Source organism: Pseudoalteromonas sp. XMcav11-Q (assembly GCF_040104525.1).
Taxonomy (GTDB): domain Bacteria; phylum Pseudomonadota; class Gammaproteobacteria; order Enterobacterales; family Alteromonadaceae; genus Pseudoalteromonas.
On record NZ_JBECOX010000010.1, the window covers coordinates 86420 to 103790 of the forward strand.

Sequence of the window (17371 nt, forward strand, 5' to 3'; positions counted from 1 at the left end):
CCATGCGCTTTTTAGATGAAGACGAAGAATTAAACCCTATTGTGAGTGCCGTAAATTTGGTTGATGTTTTTTTGGTGATTATCGCGGCGTTACTGATTTCTATTGCGCAAAATCCACTCAGTCCATTTACATCAGAAAATGTCACTGTGGTAAAAAACGCCGGTGAACCCAACATGGAAGTGATCGTGAAAGAAGGCAAGGAAATTAAGCAATATAAATCTAATGGAGAAATAGGCTCTGGAGAAGGCATGAGAGCCGGGGTCGCATATAAAATGGCAGACGGTAGTTTTGTCTATATTCCAGAGAATGAAAAGAAAACTGAAAACAATGCGAAGGAGACAAACAGATGACCCGACTATTCGCGCTGCTCATTTTAGCTTTGTCTTCTTTCCAAAGTTTTGCACAGCAACAGCCTGAAGTGTTGATTATGATGTCAGGACATGCTTCTAAATCAAAAGGAGAGTTATTGCTCTCGCTGGCCGAAGATCAGCCTTTTAAACTGACTAACTTTAGCACTCGTGGCAAATCAGAAGATGAGATCCGAGCCGCTTGGCAAAGTGCTAAGTTGATTTTACTGGATGGTATTAATCCTATGCTGTCACAGTATATGTTTGCAGATTACACATCATATTTGACAGATTATCCAGAGGTTCCAGTGATCTCTTTAGGGGATCTTGAAAACATGAAAATGAATCAAGGGTTATCCCCGTCGCAGCATACAACATTGGGCGCATACTACAATAATGCAGGTAGCCAAAACTACCGTAACATGATGTTGTACATATCGACTAAGGTATTTGGGTTATCGAGTGAAGCGCCAGAGCCGGTAAAGGTAGTGCCAAATGTAGGTCTATATCATCCTGATTTTAAATCTAGCGTTACAGCTAATCAAAGCGAATTCTTTAACTGGTTGGATGTTGAAGACAATCAGCCGGTTATCGCGATTGCTATTCACCGCTCTGTAATTGACTACGAGCAACAGCAAGTCGTGGATGCCTTAATCCATGGATTACAAAAGAAAGGAGCAAAGGCGCTCGCCTTTTTCTTTGAAGGTAATGACGAGTCATTGACTTACCCTGAGCTATTAACGGATGAGAATGGGGCGAGAGTTGATTTGCTCATTAATTACCGCTCACTTCACTACGTAGAAAAGCGTCGTGCTGAGTTTGCTCAAATTGGGGTGCCAGTTATTCATGCAATGAATTACACCGAAGGTGATGAAGCTGCTTTTAACCAAGATCATGCTGGCATTTCTCCTTCGTTAACGCCATTTTTCTTAGTAATGCCTGAGGATACAGGGAGTGTAGATCCGAGCATCATCGCTGCGAATGATAAAGGTGTGAAGGTGGTAATGCAGGCGCAGCTTGATGCGCTGGTTGAGCGGGCATTTAATCACGCGAATTTAGCGCATATTAAAAATCGTGAGAAAAAAATCGCTACATTTATCTGGAATTACCCTCCCGGAGAAAAAAATATAGGTGCTGCATTTTTAGATGTTCCAAGCTCAATTGTGAATATTGCCGATGCAATGAAAGCCAAGGGTTACGATGTGAAGCAAGCTCATCCAGAGCAAATTATTGAGCAAGCTGGCAAACTTTTACGTCCTTATTATCGTGGAGAAGATGCTGAAGCACTGGTTGATGTTGGTCTTGCTGATTATATGTCTTTATCCACTTATCAGCGTTGGTTTGACTCTTTGCCACAACACGTTACAGCGCCAATTGTGGAAAAATTTGGCAAGCCAAGCGAAAGTACCATGGTGCGTGAACACAATGGTGAACCTATGTTTGTTATTCCACGGATGGACTTAGGCAACATGATAATTTTGCCTCAAGGGGTTCGCGGCAGTAACGCAAAAGAGCATTCAGCAGCCTATCACAGCACAAAGTCCGTTATTAACCATGGTTATTTGGCAATGTATTTGTATGCTAGAGAGACGTTTGGTGCGGACGCGGTAATTCACTTAGGCACGCACGGCTCACAAGAGTGGTTAAGTGGTAAAGAGCGCGGATTATCTGTGTATGATGCGCCGAATTTGGCAATTGGGAACATTCCGGTGTTCTATCCATATATTATTGATAATGTTGGTGAAGCGATGCAAGCTAAGCGTCGAGGCCGAGCGACTATGATAAGTCATCTTACTCCAGGGTTTGCCAAAGCAGGGCTTTATACGGACGTTGCTGAACTTAGTGAGCTTATTACAAATTATCTGATGCTTGCTGAAGGCTTGACGCGTGAGAATACACGGGCAGAAATCATTACCCTCGCAACTAAGTTGAATATGCTGAAAGACTTAGGACTTGACGAAAAGGCTTTATCTCAAGCGTTCGATGCACATATTAGTAAGTTGCAAGATCATCTTAATACCTTAGCGCAGATGAGCCAACCTTTAGGGATCCATATTTTTGGCGAACTACCGGAAGAGGCGCATCTATACAGCACAATCTTACAAATGCTTGGGGACGACTTTACTCACCTTGCGGGTGAGTATGAACGTGAGCATGGTTTAGCTTTCGCAAAAGAGCAACAAATTGATGAGCGTAACGTTGTAAAGCTTGAAGCACTTGAGGGTTTTCAGTTATTGCAGAGCGTGTTGGGTGGGCAACAACAACTAGAGTTACCTGACACCCTTAAAGGACCAATTGACTTAGCAAAGACCTATTGGGATAACTTCCATCAAATCGCTGAACTAGAGGGCTTACTGAATGGATTATCAGGACAATACATACCTGTAAGTCACGGTGGCGATCCTATTCGCAATCCTGCAGCTGTGCCCACAGGTCGTAATCTGCTTGGTTTTAATCCCGCAAAAGTACCATCAAAAGAAGCCTATGAAGCAGGAGTTAACATGCTAGAGCAAACTGTTGCTGATTATCAGGCAAAACATGGGCGATATCCTCAAAAGCTCGCATTTTCTCTTTGGTCCCTAGAGACTATGCGCCATCAAGGGGCGTTAGAAGCACAAATTTTACACGCGATGGGTATAAAGCCTAAATGGAACCCACAGGGTAATATTATTGGTACGGAAGTGATCCCATATTCTGAATTGGGGCGTCCGCGAATTGATGTGGTGATATCGGCAACAGGTCTTTATCGCGACGCATTTCCTAACGTAATGCTGTGGTTGGCCGAAGCCATTGATAAAGTGGCGAAGATGAAAGAAGAAAACAACTTTGTTTATCGCCATGCTAGTAATTTAAAACAGCAGCTTATAGAGGAAGGAAAATCTGAGGATGATGCTGATTACCTTTCATCGGTACGGATCTTTTCGAATGAAACAGGTGCTTACGGTACTGGCTTGGCGGGAATGAGCCTTGCTTCAGATACGTGGGACGATGACAGTAAGCTTGCGAATCTTTACTTAGACCGGATGGGGTTCGGTTATGGCAAAGATGAATCTCGCTGGAGTGAGAATCTTTCAGAAACAGGACTCTATGCCAAGGTGTTATCGGGTACAGATGGCGTTGTATTTTCTCGTTCGACTAATCTATATGCTTTGATGACTAATGATGATCCATTTCAATATTTTGGTGGAATTGGTTTAGCTGTTCGCAGTCTGGACGGTAAAACTCCAAAGATGTATGTAGCGAACTTACGTCGAAAAGGACATGAGAAAACCCAAACATTAGATCAGTTTGTGAGCAATGAAATGCGCAGTCGGTATTTCCATCCTCGCTGGATACAGGCAATGCAAGACGCGGGGTATGCTGGGGCAACGGCAATACTTGATCGAATGAACAACATGTGGGGTTGGGAAGTGATGACACCCGAAGCGGTCAGGGACGATCAATGGCAAGAGTTCTTTGACGTGTATGTTGATGATAAGTATGACATGAAGATGCGAGAGTTCTTTGATCAGCATAATGCCGAAGCATTAGCACAGATCCTTGAGCGTATGCTTGAAGCGGTTAGAAAAGGGTATTGGAAAGCCTCTCCTGAGACATTGAAAAAGATGCTAGATACTTACACCGAAATTGCAAATCAACATGATGTAGTGACCGATAATAAAAAGTTCACTGAGTATGTTGAACAACAAAATGCGGGGTTTGGTTTAGTACCCTTGATGCCTGGGCAAGCTGTGCCTAACGTTGATATGACAGCAAGTAAAGCTAATATGGAGCAAGTGACTGGTCAAAAGTTAGAACAAGTCGCTCAAGGCAAAGAAGTTGAAACTGATTATACCTTGTGGTGGCTACTGGCAGGAATTTTCTTTGCGGGTATGCTGCAGCCCTTGGTTCGACCTATGTTGACTTCAAAAACATACACTTGATAGCGCTACAAATAAGGCAATATTTGTAAACACCAGTAGAAACACAGCAAGTCGAGATAGGCTTGTTGTGTTCTCACTGTAATTTACCTATTTGCAATAAACTTACTTGTTTTGATTGGCCTTGTGGGCTAATAAATGTGAGTTATTTTCGAATGTAAAAAACTGTAAAAACAAAAATATATTTTAAATTCCATTAAAAAAAATATGTTGTAAATGCTATTCCTCGCTCTTACATTCTATTCCGAAAGTTTATTACTAGAGCTATAAAAATTAGTTATATTTTATAGTTGATAAAATAATAAAAATCATTATCATTCGCAATCTTGTTGTTTTGGATGTAAGTAAAAATGATTCGCTTTATTGTTCCTTTTGTTTCTTCAGTAATTATCTTCCCCGGTTATGCAGCCAACGCGGACTCTAAATCCATTGAAGTGATAGAAATTGTTGCAAACAAAGCTGAAAAATCTTTGTTAGAGCTTTCCGGTAGTGCGGCTGTACTAAGTGATGATGATATTGAACAGCTTGTAGCAACACAGTTGAGCGATTTGTTTAAAACGGAGCCAGGTGTGGCGATCACAGGTTATAGCGGTCGTCCTCAAAATATTACCATTCGCGGTATGTCAGGTAATCGCGTACTGGTGTTGCAAAATGGTAGTAGAGCTGCGGATGGTTATGGCGCAAGTGACATCAACGATCTGGTTGGGCGATTTAATTTTGATTTGGAAGACGTCAAATCTATTGAAGTGGCAAAGGGACCAGCCTCAACATTTTTTGGGGCTGGTGCACTAGCTGGTGTGGTTAAAGTGAATACCAAACAAGCAAGTGATTATCTAAGAAGTGAAGATAACTATTTAGCAATTAAGAGCTTGTACAACGGTACCAACTCGGAGGTTAAAAACACACTCACTGGTGCAACTGGATTTCTTGGGTTACCTGTTTTACTAAAAGTCAGTGACTGGCGTGCTGAAGAGCAGCAAAACTTTCCCGAGTCACGCGCTCCGCTAGACGTTAAAGGTCAAAGCGCAAAATTTAGTAGTCAGTACGAATCAGGTTTGGGCCTTTTTACATATGATTTTAGCTGGTTGACACAGCAGACAGAAAACAAAATCAAACCGGAAACCGTGCCCCAACATGACGGTGCGTGGCAAGTTGAGTCTCAAAAACAACGTGAACTCCAACAAACCCATAGCCACAGCGTTAAATGGCAATCTGTGAATACATCTCTCATCTTTGATGATGCGCTTGGACAAATGTTCTGGCGCAAAACACAGCACGAAAACGATACTGAGCAACTAATCAGCCGTCAATTTTTTGAAGTTCAGACTCGATATAGGCAGCTGCTTTCGGAAGACCGTTTTTCTCAGACCAGTGTTGGTGGCGTATTAGATTTTGCTAAGTCTTTTGGCAATCATGAACTGATGTATGGCATTAGTGCAGAACAGGTTGAGCATGAGCGTCCTAAAGTCGATACCGTGATTGAGAATGGTACGCGGAAAGTGACGATTGACGCACCGTTTAATGCAGCTAAAACAGTGATACTTGGTGCTTATGTTGGTGACGATTGGCAGATTAATAGTAATTTTAGGGCGTTAATTGGTTTGCGTTACGACCATAATGCATTATCTGCTGAAGGTGACGAAGACACGAGCTCAAATGAAGTCACAGCTAGCGCACAAATCAGATATGAAAATAGTTATGGTTTTAATGCTTACGGAGCATATGCACAGGGCTACCGAGCTGCACCATACGATAAAGTATATGGCAATATTCCTCATTTATTTGCCTTTCCTCCGTTTGAAATTGTTGCCAATACTCAGTTGAGAGCAGAAACCAGTGATAGCTTGGAACTAGGGTTTTCGCAAACAATTGATAAATTGCATTTTGCCAGCAGTATTTATTACACCCGCTACGACGATTTTATCGATTGGGTGAACATCCGCTTAAGATTAAACGATGGAGTAATGGAGCGCCAGTTTGTCAATATCGATGAAGCGTATACGTTCGGTGCAGAAGCAGAGGTAACTTATCAATTAGAGTCACTAATGTTTGGCGCAAATATAGGCTGGATGAACGGAAAGAATAAAGACAAGCAAGAATACCTAAGAAATCTTATTCCGTTCGAATATACATTTTATGCCAATTATGAGTTCAGTGACTTTTTAATCAACCTGCAATGGTATGGACAAAGCCAGATGACTGACTTACCTACGTGCCAAGACCCATTTTTAAATGTAGAAATACCTTGTCAGTCAACAGGAAGTTGGCACAGCCTAGACTTATCCGTAAGTTACACACTATCAAAAAATTGGAAATTCAATACCGCGATAAACAATGTGCTAGATAAGCATTATACCCGATATCAAGATGTTGCTGGTCAATCCAATTCCGACTTCGACTATTCACAACCAGGTAGAAACTTTAGAGCATCTATCCAGTATAAATTTTAAAGGGTGACCGTCTTGAAAAAACCATTATTACTATTGCTACTGTGGCACCTAGGTGCGACCGCGGCAGAGCTTCAGTTTGTTACTGGTCGTGCTATTAACTCACAACAAGCTGAACAGTTACTTGAAACCAAGTTAGCAAGAAAATATCAATTTTCTTACCGTCGTAAAGGTCAGTTTGGCAATTATTATAGCTTTATGCCTACTTATGACGCTTTGCCAATATTTAATATCGTGGATAGTGTTGCAACGGATCAACAAGGACTAGCATTTCGATTGTATGTTTCTCGTTTTTCGACGTTAAACGTGGATGAAGGCACGGTCTCTGTTGCTCCTTCTATTGAGCAGGTTGGTGCATTAATTGATAAACAAGTTGACCATTTTTCGATAGAAGAAATTAAGCGAGGGTGGTGGCTTGAGCAGCAAGGTTTAAGATTTGTTTGGAACGTATTAGTAAGTGAAACCTTGCAAGGTGAAATCGTTACTCAGCATTATTTTATTGATGCTGATGCCACTAAAATCCTTGGTCAACGCGGTGCTATTCCTGCCTACCAAAGTGAAGTTGAGCCTGAATACTCAGGTCGAATCAAGCAGTCATGGTTATTTGATCCAGACCCAAAAACTAGCTTAATGAGTGAAGACATTGAGCAACAGTTTACACCGCAGACTGAATTTGCGGATGCAGCATTTAGACTTGTTGAGCTTAAAGATTTAACGCTAATTGGCAACCAGCTAGCACTGACGGGGCCTTATGCTCGAGTAACTGACTTTGCAGAACCACACGAAGTTGTGGAAATGTTGCCTGTAGCTGGTGTAGCAAAAAATAATCATAGCTCTGCCAGCTTTTTACAACAAATGGCCTATTTTCACGTCGATTCTGCTCAGCGTCATTTGCAGGAATTGGGTTTTACTGGCGATAAGTTGATCCACTATGCGCCGATCACCATTGATGCACAAGGTTCTTATAATGACCAGTCGGCATATTCATTTCACCAAAAACGGATTTTATTAGGAGTTGGGGGGCATGCTGACGCGCAGGATGCTGATGTAATATGGCATGAATATGGACACAGTGTTACTAACTTCATCAATCCCTATGACGACGGTGCGGATAGCGGTGCAATTGGGGAAGGGTATGCCGATTTTCTCGCCGCAAGTCATAGTTACCGAGATCCGCAAGGCTACGAGTTTGAGCCGGATGTTATGTTTAACTGGGATGCTCGTTTTGGACAACGTAGACCAAGAACGTTAAATGATAGTAAAGCTAGGTATAATCCAAATTATCACTACCCAGCCCATATTCATGTTGCAGGTTCCCTAGGTGATCAGCTTTGGTCCACACCATTATTTCAATCCTTCAAAGAAGCTGAAGCGCATTATGGTGTGAAAGGCATGAATGACATGGAGAAGATTGTTATTGAAGCTATGTTTGGCCTAGGGGCGGGGATCACTATGCCCAATTTAGCGCTGTCTACACTCGATATGGCAAAGCGCCTGTACCCCAATGAACACTATGCCGACATTTTACAACGGCATTTTAGTCATCATAACTTGTTGCCAAAATTATTGGTAATTGAACAAGCCAAGGTCATTGATACTCTCACCTCAGATCCCTCTGTGGTCGTGAATATCAAAAATATCAGCCCTTACTCGCTTAAAGATGTCCAGTTCGCGTCGACTGAGGACTCAACAATAAAAATCGCAACTCAACAGGTTGGCGATATTAAGGCTGGAGATTCGATAACACACACTTTTTCCATCACCTTCGATGATGCGTTTGAATTGAGCTGTGGGATGAGTGCTTTTGTTCCGGTATTGGAGAAGTATTCGACGGGGATCCCGGTATTGAATCAAAGCCTACAGCAACTAGAAGTTACCTTAGGCCAGCCAAATCAATTTGTTGTAAAAGGTGAGGGAGGCATACTTAAAGACGCAACTGGAGAGCCTAGTGGAGTTGTGCACAGTAAGGGGATCACCAACTTTTACCTTGATGTAGAGCAGCAATCTCTGCAGGTTAGCGATGACCTTAAATTTGAATTACAGCTTGAACACAATGATTTGAGCCAAGTAAGTATAAAGTTAATTAGCCCTGCGGGTGTTGCCGTAGTCATTTGGGATCAAAGCTACTACCCACATTCAAAATTTGAATTTAGTCTGCCTTCTGATGTTGCAAACGTAGATTTCTCGCCACTTGAAGGCCAGTCATTCAACGGTCAGTGGCAGCTTCAGATTGTAGACCACAAGCCTGATTTCTCCGAACTAATTAATACGCCTACGCTTAAAGCTTGGCAGCTTTCACAAGTTACCGATTATCACTGTCATTCTGCATCTGACGATAAAGAACATACAGATGACCAAGATAATCATCTAGAAAAAATAAATGACAACACGAGTGGCAGCCTATATTGGCTAAATATTGGTTTAATTTTAATTGGGCTTAGGCGACTCAAAATACACACTAGGAGTAAACATGACATTTAAATTGAAACCGCTTGTGCTTGCGCTTTCGGTTGTAGGTCTCAGTGCCTGCGGTGGGGGGAGTGGTGACACTAAAACAAATACTGAAAATGAGACAACGGTAGACCCAATTAGTTATTCGGTTTCGATCAGCGTTGATAACGCAGTAACCGGTACTTTATGCGCAGATAGCAACGAAAACTTAGTGTGTGACAGTGTCGAGGTGCAAACTTCAATTACAGATGGAACCGCAACATTAACAAGTGAAGATGTTGCAATCCTTAACCAGAGCTACATTGTGACAGAAGGCAATGTGATGATACTCAGTGCGCCAGCTGCAGTTGCAAATGACGCTAGTATCGTAATGACACCTGCAACGACTCTGGTTTACGCGAATATGATACAAGGCGTAAGTAGAGAGCGAGCAATTGAGGCTATTGTTTCTACACTTAACGATGGCTTATCACTGTCTTTGTCAGCGGATACTTTATTGACAGCGCAAAGCGCAGACTTAGCAAACTTCAATACTGAATTTGTAAAATTGTGGCAGGCTGCGCAACAGCAAAGTGAAAATAAGGGGGCTATTCTTGCGGGCTTTGCGATTCAACTTGCAGATATTATTACCGCGATAAAAAACAATAGTCATTTTAATCAGCTAGATAGTTTTGTTGCGAATGCATTAAACTGGTCCGTAGGGTTCCCTATGACTGACACTGGGGTCACTGCATTCGCTAACCTAGATGGCTTTTACAATACCGCTTCTGTTGCGGACTTTCCAGGTCAAGACGCAGATTATGGCCTTGATCTTACACAAAATAATGATGCGGATGGTGCTGCGGGTTTTAGTTATGTAAAACTCAGTAGTACCGGTGAAATGCTTGCAGCTGATGCTGAACAATGGAGCTGTGTAAAAGACTTACAAACAGGGCTAATTTGGGAAATAAAAGATGCAAACGCAGGTATTCGCCACAAAGACACGTTGTTTGCATTTAAACCTAGCGACCGCGAATCGATTTTTCCTGCTGAAGTGGCTGAAGCCAGTTGTGATAATGCAGAAGGTGTATGCACAGTATCGCAATATGAAAGTTACATAAACAATCTAAACAACGGTGTCGGGTTGTGTGGACACTCTGGCTGGAAGTTACCTAAATTCAACGAGCTGTATAGCTTAGTGCACTTTGCGAGCACAGATAAGAATGACGGCGATGTTTTACTTGGAGTAGACGTTAATTACTTCCCAGAAACACATGCCGGAGATATATGGACAGCAACGCCATCGATAGAATGGCACACTTCTATGTACTATGCCCCTCACATGTGGGCGCTTGGGTTTAACGGTGGTTATATTGGTGCAACGACTTCTTATGAATACTGTGATAGTGCGCAAGAATGTGAATATCCAAGTGTATTACCTGTGAGGCTTGTAACTTTAGGAGCAGAAAAATGAGATATTTATTAGTCACTTTGTCTTTATCAATGTGCTTTACTGTACAGGCTATTGAGCAAGCGTGTTCACAAACTATCGAACGCTCTTCACCTAGCGTAGGTTTTATCGATAATAAAGATGGTACAGTAACTGATAGAGCAACACAGCTTACTTGGATGCGCTGTAGTATTGGGCAAACTTTTAATGCACAAACTTCAAGTTGTGATGGAATGCCAACCGCTATGTACTGGCAAGATGCCCTTAAAACAGCAGAAAAGATCCGGACTTCTCCAGGTCATGCAATTTATCAATACGCGGGTATTAAGAATTGGCGTTTGCCTAATATCAAGGAGCTTAACTCAATCCGTGAAGTTGCCTGTGTTAACCCTGCGGTAAACCAAACGGTTTTTCCTAATATTTTTGCTATCGCTGAAGCAGAAGGCGGGTATGCATACGTTTGGTCAGCTACGCCCTTAGCGTCTGAAGCTGGGGTAATGTATATGGACTTAAATGGTGGAAGTTTAGCGTCTACTTTTGGCTTGGAAGACTATGAGAGACAAATTTTACTCGTAGCCGACAAAGTGACAGAGTAGGCTTCAGTACTTGTCGTTCGGTGTTGTTTGGTTTTTGTTCTTGGAATGTCCTAGTCTCAGTGCTTGGCTTGCTGTGAGTAGGCTAGATGCAAAGGTTGAGCAGCAAAGAGCGACAAGATGAGCTCTTTATTTTCACTATGTTACCGTCATGCTGATATAGATTAACGAGGCGCAACAGCTATGTAAACTGGTGCAAAAAGCTTGAAAGAGCAACAGACCTCAATATGATAAGCCAATGCGTCAAGAGTACTTATACCTAGGTTGAATAAGACTATTGATGCATTGGTATCAAGCTTAGTGTAGGTTAATACCAATTGAATTAATTCTCTAATCAATTTGAAGGGTGAAATAGCATATTAGCTTCGTTAAAAATTTTTCATTTAGAACAACTAAATAGCAAAATTTTTGCCTTGCTACTAAAGCTATTTCCCCGCTTCAAGATAGATCATTTACTTAATACAACTGGTATAAATCGTTTTAAAACGGTTCAATCATCCACTTTGCGGATAACTGGTCCGGTTCGCCATGGCGATTTAACTCAGGTTGGTTTTGCGCTTGGTTAAACCAAATATATTGCTGCCAAAATTGATTTTTGATATTCCAGACACCACCTTGATAAATCAATGCGTAGAGTGCTTGCTTAGGAGAGTCTACGAGCTTGAGATAGCCGGCGCTTTTGCTGCTGTAACTTAAAAACAGTGAAGGGGCCTGAGTGGCTCTAAAATAGTGCTGACCCTGTGCATTGGTTACCTGAATTAAATCGAGAGGCTCAGTTGGACTAAAGGTAATTCGGGTGTCATTGTTCAGGGGTTGTGCTGCTAAATACTGATTATTTACGGGCGACTTTATCGTGATTTGTGTGCCTGTGTCTGCACTTAACTGCGGATATGTCCAGCCGCTTGGTGGCGTTTGCCAGGTTAGAGATTTCCAGCGCCAGTTGTAGGGAATATCTAAGTGTGGGTCGTTAAGATCTTCAAAACCAGGTTCGGCTTCGATATTAAAAAGACATTGGTTTCGCTCTGCATCTAGCTGTGCAACACGCTCTGTTTGGCTAGTTGTGCCTACATTTAGCTCCGTCATACAGGCTTCAAGTGACTTCCCTTTTCCTGACTCATTAGGGGCCAGTACATAAGTATGGTCACGTTTACTTTCGTCCTCATACCAAGCCAGCATTGCGGCCTCGTCAAACGACAACCAGTTTTGTACTAGTCGCTGTGCTTCTTGCTCGGCTACGCTACGTCTTTGTGCTTTTGGTATTGCCATTGTGCGAATAAACGCAGCCCAGAGATCTTTACTGGCCTCCAGCGCGACAATCGCAACCGGTTTCATGCTACTAATACGATAAGACTGCCAACCAGATTCTAAGCGTGTATTCGCTCGCCAAATTACATCGCCACTGGCGAAGTTGAGCACATCTTTGGTGTCGTGCGAATGCTGCTCGGCGCCTTCAGAGCAAAGGTAAGCTTTTACTTGCCAAACCTTTTCGTAGTTATCTTGTGGGAGCCTTACCGTGTGTTCTGAACTAAATGAGTCTTGAAATAGGTGAACGGCACGGCCAAACAAAAAGTAATTATGATCTACTTCCGCGAGGGCTGCGTGACCACCACCATCCCACACTTTGAGGCGCTTCTCCTCAGCCATGGCTGCATCAATAAAATGTTGAACAAAACGTTTTTGCGCGCGATAAGCTGCATCTACACCACCTTGGCCTGCAATATCATCATAGCGGCGCATAAAGTGATCTAGCTGAATGTCAGCCGGTTCTTGCGAGACTGCGCTAAAACAGTTTGGGCCGGTAGGATCGGTACTGGCGTTGGTGACGTTAAATCCAGCAATATCAACCCAACGCTCACCGACGATAGCTGAGTTCACACTGTCGTATCTTGGTTCATAGAGTGGGTTATTGTTTAACTGGGACTGAAGTCGAGTAATTTCATCTTGTGCGGTATGTAGCGCGATGTTTTTTGCCAGACCATAGCGCCAAGCGTGTCTGGGGTCGTTGGGATCTGGTTCGATAATATGTTCGGCATCCAGCACCTCTAGTGCTGCGGTGCGGGTTAACCATTCATGTCCCATGGGCATGATCCCTTGTCCACCAAATTGGGTGAATGCTTGAACTGTGCTGCTTAATGCAAGTCCTAGTGAAATTGTAAGAGGCTTTATTTTCATATCTACTCCTTGAAAACTAAAAGCAAAAATAGAGTTTTTACTCAATGCAGGGGCAAAGATTATAGTTTGTGAAATAAATGTTTCAATTGATTTTTGTTTGTAACTAATAGGTTTTTTATCACCTGATTTGTTTGGTGAGTGTTTGCCTCTTACATGGCTTAAAAAAGATAAAAGTAATTTTTATTTAATGTCAGGTTGTTACAGTTTGTTTTGTTCGTGTCTTATGTTCTGTAATGACGTGAAATATGCACATTTTCTTGCTGGTGCTACAGTTACTCTACTTAGCTGGGAATCAATTTAAGCGAAAGTTAGCGCACACTTGAGTATCTTTTGTTAACAAGTGTGTTGTTTTGTGCCGTGGTTACTATATCTAAAGGATATAAATATGAACTATTCACTTCACCCCTCTGTCGGTGTCGCAAGACTCGGTAATAGCGATGGTCAGTTTTATTTAGCACCAGACAAAATAGGTGGTTTACCGTTTGAATCCGATGAATGGGGCAATAAGATAGACAGCCCTGTCAGTCAGTTTAAAGACGCAGAAGGCCGGATCCGCAGACAGGGCCAACCCTTTAAAATCATTGATGAAAATAACAATGAGCTTACGTTATCGAGCGATAACGTTAAATCTATTAGTTGGACTGTACACATCGCGAATAAAAAGGCGGCATGGTATGAGTTTAATGAATTACAAGGCAACTTACTCTATGGTCAAGATAATAGTTATAGCAATCGCAACACGCCTTGGCGTAATGCGGATGCAACGGATCGCCGAAGCTTAATTATTGATCCAGGTCCAAGAACGATATCTGGCGCAAATGCAAAGGCTGAATTTGACGCCTCCAGTGCGCCTGCAGGATATCCGGTTAGTTTCCCTCCTAAACCGTGCCAAGGCACTGAAATAAAGTCGCTCGGAGATATTTTAACCGATAACGAAGGCCGCCTAGTGGTACTTGGCGGTAAAGGGAATGCGGGTGGTAACCTGCCTCTTGAATCTTACGGTGGGGCGGACACATGGCATGATGATATTGCGGACGGGACTGTGTATTGCACGGTTACGTTTGACGATGGTAAAACTTTGCAACTCTCTGCTTGGGTAATTGTTGGCTCTCCGGATTTTGCACCGGAAATCGTTAATATCTCCAACCTCAGTGATACTATGTTTGACGTTGCGGTGCGTGAACAAAACTTATGTCCTGAGCTATACAGCAATGGTGAATATCAGTCTTCTTATCAGGCAAATTATTACCAAGATATTGAGCCGATTATCCAGCGTATTAGCCGTTATCAGTGGGTATCAAATGTCCAATCTATGTCGGCATTTGTTTCCAATATTTTTGATTTTAAAGACAACTCTGAAGATAATAAAGCCAATCGTCAGGCTTACTTTAAGTACTTTAGGCAGCCAGTTGACCCAGCCACAGTGCAGCAAACTCCGCCAAACGAGCAAACCAATCAGCAACTCTTCGAGTATGGTATTGAGGGTAATTTACCACTGATGCCAATGAACTCTGGTAGTAACTCGGTGAGCAACGCTGAAGACAATATTGTCGATAAGTTTCTGACGTTAACGCAGACTCAATATTTCTTACTGAGTCAGTGGGCTGCTGGTAACTTTTCAAGTGCTAAACCTTCAGCGCCACAGAGCGCAGTCGATGAGTTTGGCGTATTTTATGCGGATCAAGGTAGCGTGGGTAATTGCGTTGGCTTACCTATGTGTCCAGGGATTGAGGTAACGTGGAGTTTACAAAATCCAGCAGTGTACGCGGCGCCTTATATCATTAAAGATCAAAGCATGGGTAATGGCTTTCCGAGCGGCTTGGATGCTGAGCGTGATGAGTGCGAAGGCGGTGGATGTCAGCCTGGAGATTTAACCAAGCGCATGGCATGCCCGTGGCAAGCAGACTTTTTCAACTGTACTATTCAAAATGTGAACTTTACCGAGCCAACGGTGAATAAAGTGAACGTCGGCACGGAAGACGATCCGCAAATGATGCCAGCTGCCCCAACTTACTATAGTTACTGGTGGCCACCACAAAGCCCTTGGGATGTATTGACGAATCAATTTGATGATCAATCACTTACCCATCTGCCTGCAGGCCAGCAAGTCAACTATGCACGTGGTATCAATAGTTTTGTGCAAATGGTTGAGCATTGGTCGGCACTTGGTTTTATCCGCAATCAAAATAGTGATGAACCGAATTTCCCTTACTTTACGGAAATCGAACGTAATCACCAACTGTTTGCCTATAAGGATGTGCCTGTCTCTGATATTACTGGGAATTGCCAAGACGACGGAACCGATATTCCGGTGTTTTATATTCCTGATGACCTTAAAGATCACCTGTCTTGCGGGTGTTCTAAGGCCAAAGCAATATTAAAAGGGCTTGAAGAAAAAATGGCTAAGCCAATTACGCAAAAACGAGCTGCGAAAAAAGTGCCTCGCAGTGGTACTCGAACAAGACGGTAATGGATATGAATGGTACTCACGAATGTGATGTGCTAGTAATTGGTGCTGGCCCTGCCGGGGCTAGCACCGCGTTAAACTTGCTCAATCACACAGACCTATCAGTCATTTTAATCGAGCAGTCTGATTTACAAAAATTAAGAATTGGCGAAAGTGTATCTGCAAGTGTGTTTTCGGTATTGGACTATTTGCAGATAGATAGAGCGGATTTCGGTCCGCACTGTTTTACTCCAACTCAAGGTAATAGTGCATTTTGGGGAAGTGAGAAATCTGCTAATCGTCACGCGATTTTTGCACCAGACAGAGCAACCTATCAAATTAATCGTGAGATATTTGATCTAACCTTGCTCGAAAGCACAATCCAGCGCGGTGGAACGGTGTTCCCGCGCACTAAAAGCAAAGCAATTACTCAGTTACAAGACGGTCGTTACTCAGTGGTGGTGAGTCATCCTGACTATGGTCAGTTCACCATTGTTTGCAAGTATCTAGTTGATGCGTCAGGGCGTAATTCGTCTATTGGCAAATCTCTAGGAGCGGCTGTTCAGCAATATGACAGACTTACTGGGGTTGGTGCCTTCTTTAAAGTAAAGCGGGGGGCGCTTGAGCAACTTCAACTAATTGAAAGTGATGAATGTGGCTGGTGGTACAGTGCGGCGCTTTCTAACGATATGTTAGTTGTAACGTATTTTAGTGATTTTGAATTGCTCTCAAAGCAGCGCTTAAATCGTTTGGCACAGTGGCAAGCGCACTTAGGTAGCAGTAAATATATGTCAAGGCGGGTAGATGATGCAAAGATGGTCGACGAAAACCTATGGATCCGACCTGCCGGGAGCCATTTTAACAGTTTTGCTCATCTCAAAAATTATTTACCAGTGGGGGATGCGGCTTGTGCGTTTGACCCTATTTCCTCTATGGGATTAGGGTTTGCCATGACATCGGGATGCCAAGCAGCAGCCATTATCGGCAATACCAAAACATCTCAAGCGTTTATCCACAGTAGCAAGATGTATCAACAAGACTTAGCGCGTCAGTTTGATCAGTACTTAGCGCTAAAGCAGCAGTTTTATAATAAGGAAAAACGTTGGTGTGATGCGCCTTTTTGGTTCAAGCGGCAGCAACTTATCAACCAGGTTGCTTAGCTGAAACTAACCGAAGAATAACAACTGCTAGCACACAAGTTGTTATTCTGATCTCGGGTTAGCTCATATTAAAGCAAGCTTAAAATGTGTTTGGCGTTTTGTCGGGCAAGACAGCCCTTGACGGGATCGGTTGAAAACGTTTTAGCCGATATCTCCATAGGCTCCCCTTCATGAAGTACATCACCGCTATAGACTTTAACTCGACAGGTCGTTTTGTTTTGCTCTTCTGAATAAACAAGCTCCACTTTTTCGGCCTTCATAATTAAGTTTTTGTAGGGGTATCCCGCATCGGTAAATACTTTTTCAGTTTGTACCTGCTCGGATGTTGATGCGAGTGCTGCTAGAGGAAATGCAAGAATAATTGCGTATTTCATGATAAAGACTCCTTCCGTCTCTGATTTCACTG

At 42.8% G+C, this 17371-nt stretch carries 10 protein-coding genes; 8 read left to right on the top strand and 2 right to left on the bottom strand.

Annotated features, from left to right (window positions below):
* Positions 1-2: 2 nt before the first annotated feature.
* The 6 genes from ABMY45_RS16235 (at position 3) to ABMY45_RS16260 (ending at position 11190) form a co-directional block, all read left to right on the top strand.
* Positions 3-350, top strand: coding sequence for a DUF2149 domain-containing protein (locus ABMY45_RS16235; RefSeq protein ID WP_010607457.1), 348 nt, complete (start codon positions 3-5; stop codon positions 348-350).
* Positions 347-4270: a cobaltochelatase subunit CobN gene (cobN, locus tag ABMY45_RS16240; protein ID WP_227387807.1), complete on the top strand. Its 3924-nt coding sequence runs from the start codon at positions 347-349 to the stop codon at positions 4268-4270. The genes ABMY45_RS16235 and cobN overlap by 4 nt, the downstream gene beginning before the upstream one ends.
* Positions 4271-4617: 347 nt before the next feature.
* Positions 4618-6717, top strand: a complete 2100-nt coding sequence (locus tag ABMY45_RS16245) for a TonB-dependent receptor (protein WP_206471142.1) — start codon at positions 4618-4620, stop codon at positions 6715-6717.
* Between the two features lie 12 nt (positions 6718-6729).
* Positions 6730-9195, top strand: coding sequence for a proprotein convertase P-domain-containing protein (locus ABMY45_RS16250; RefSeq protein ID WP_349289168.1), 2466 nt, complete (start codon positions 6730-6732; stop codon positions 9193-9195).
* Complete coding sequence (locus ABMY45_RS16255; protein ID WP_206471140.1) at positions 9185-10618, top strand: DUF1566 domain-containing protein; 1434 nt, start codon at positions 9185-9187, stop codon at positions 10616-10618. The genes ABMY45_RS16250 and ABMY45_RS16255 overlap by 11 nt, the downstream gene beginning before the upstream one ends.
* The gene (locus ABMY45_RS16260) at positions 10615-11190 is read left to right on the top strand and encodes a DUF1566 domain-containing protein (RefSeq protein ID WP_010607462.1); all 576 of its coding nucleotides are present in this window, start codon (positions 10615-10617) and stop codon (positions 11188-11190) included. The genes ABMY45_RS16255 and ABMY45_RS16260 overlap by 4 nt, the downstream gene beginning before the upstream one ends.
* Positions 11191-11667: 477 nt before the next feature.
* Here the strand turns inward: ABMY45_RS16260 and ABMY45_RS16265 are convergent, their stop codons facing one another.
* Positions 11668-13359 (bottom strand): hemolysin D, encoded by a 1692-nt coding sequence (locus ABMY45_RS16265; RefSeq protein ID WP_349289169.1) that lies wholly within the window; start codon positions 13357-13359, stop codon positions 11668-11670.
* A gap of 385 nt (positions 13360-13744) precedes the next feature.
* Between ABMY45_RS16265 and lodA the strand changes: the two genes are divergently transcribed.
* Both lodA and lodB read left to right on the top strand, forming a co-directional pair.
* Complete coding sequence (lodA, locus tag ABMY45_RS16270) at positions 13745-15829, top strand: CTQ-dependent lysine 6-oxidase LodA (RefSeq protein WP_349289170.1); 2085 nt, start codon at positions 13745-13747, stop codon at positions 15827-15829.
* Between the two features lie 5 nt (positions 15830-15834).
* On the top strand, positions 15835-16965 hold the full coding sequence (gene lodB, locus ABMY45_RS16275) for a lysine-epsilon-oxidase maturase LodB (RefSeq protein ID WP_349289171.1): 1131 nt from the start codon (positions 15835-15837) through the stop codon (positions 16963-16965).
* A gap of 68 nt (positions 16966-17033) precedes the next feature.
* Here the strand turns inward: lodB and ABMY45_RS16280 are convergent, their stop codons facing one another.
* On the bottom strand, positions 17034-17339 hold the full coding sequence (locus tag ABMY45_RS16280; protein WP_010375339.1) for a hypothetical protein: 306 nt from the start codon (positions 17337-17339) through the stop codon (positions 17034-17036).
* Between the last annotated feature and the right edge of the window lie 32 nt (positions 17340-17371).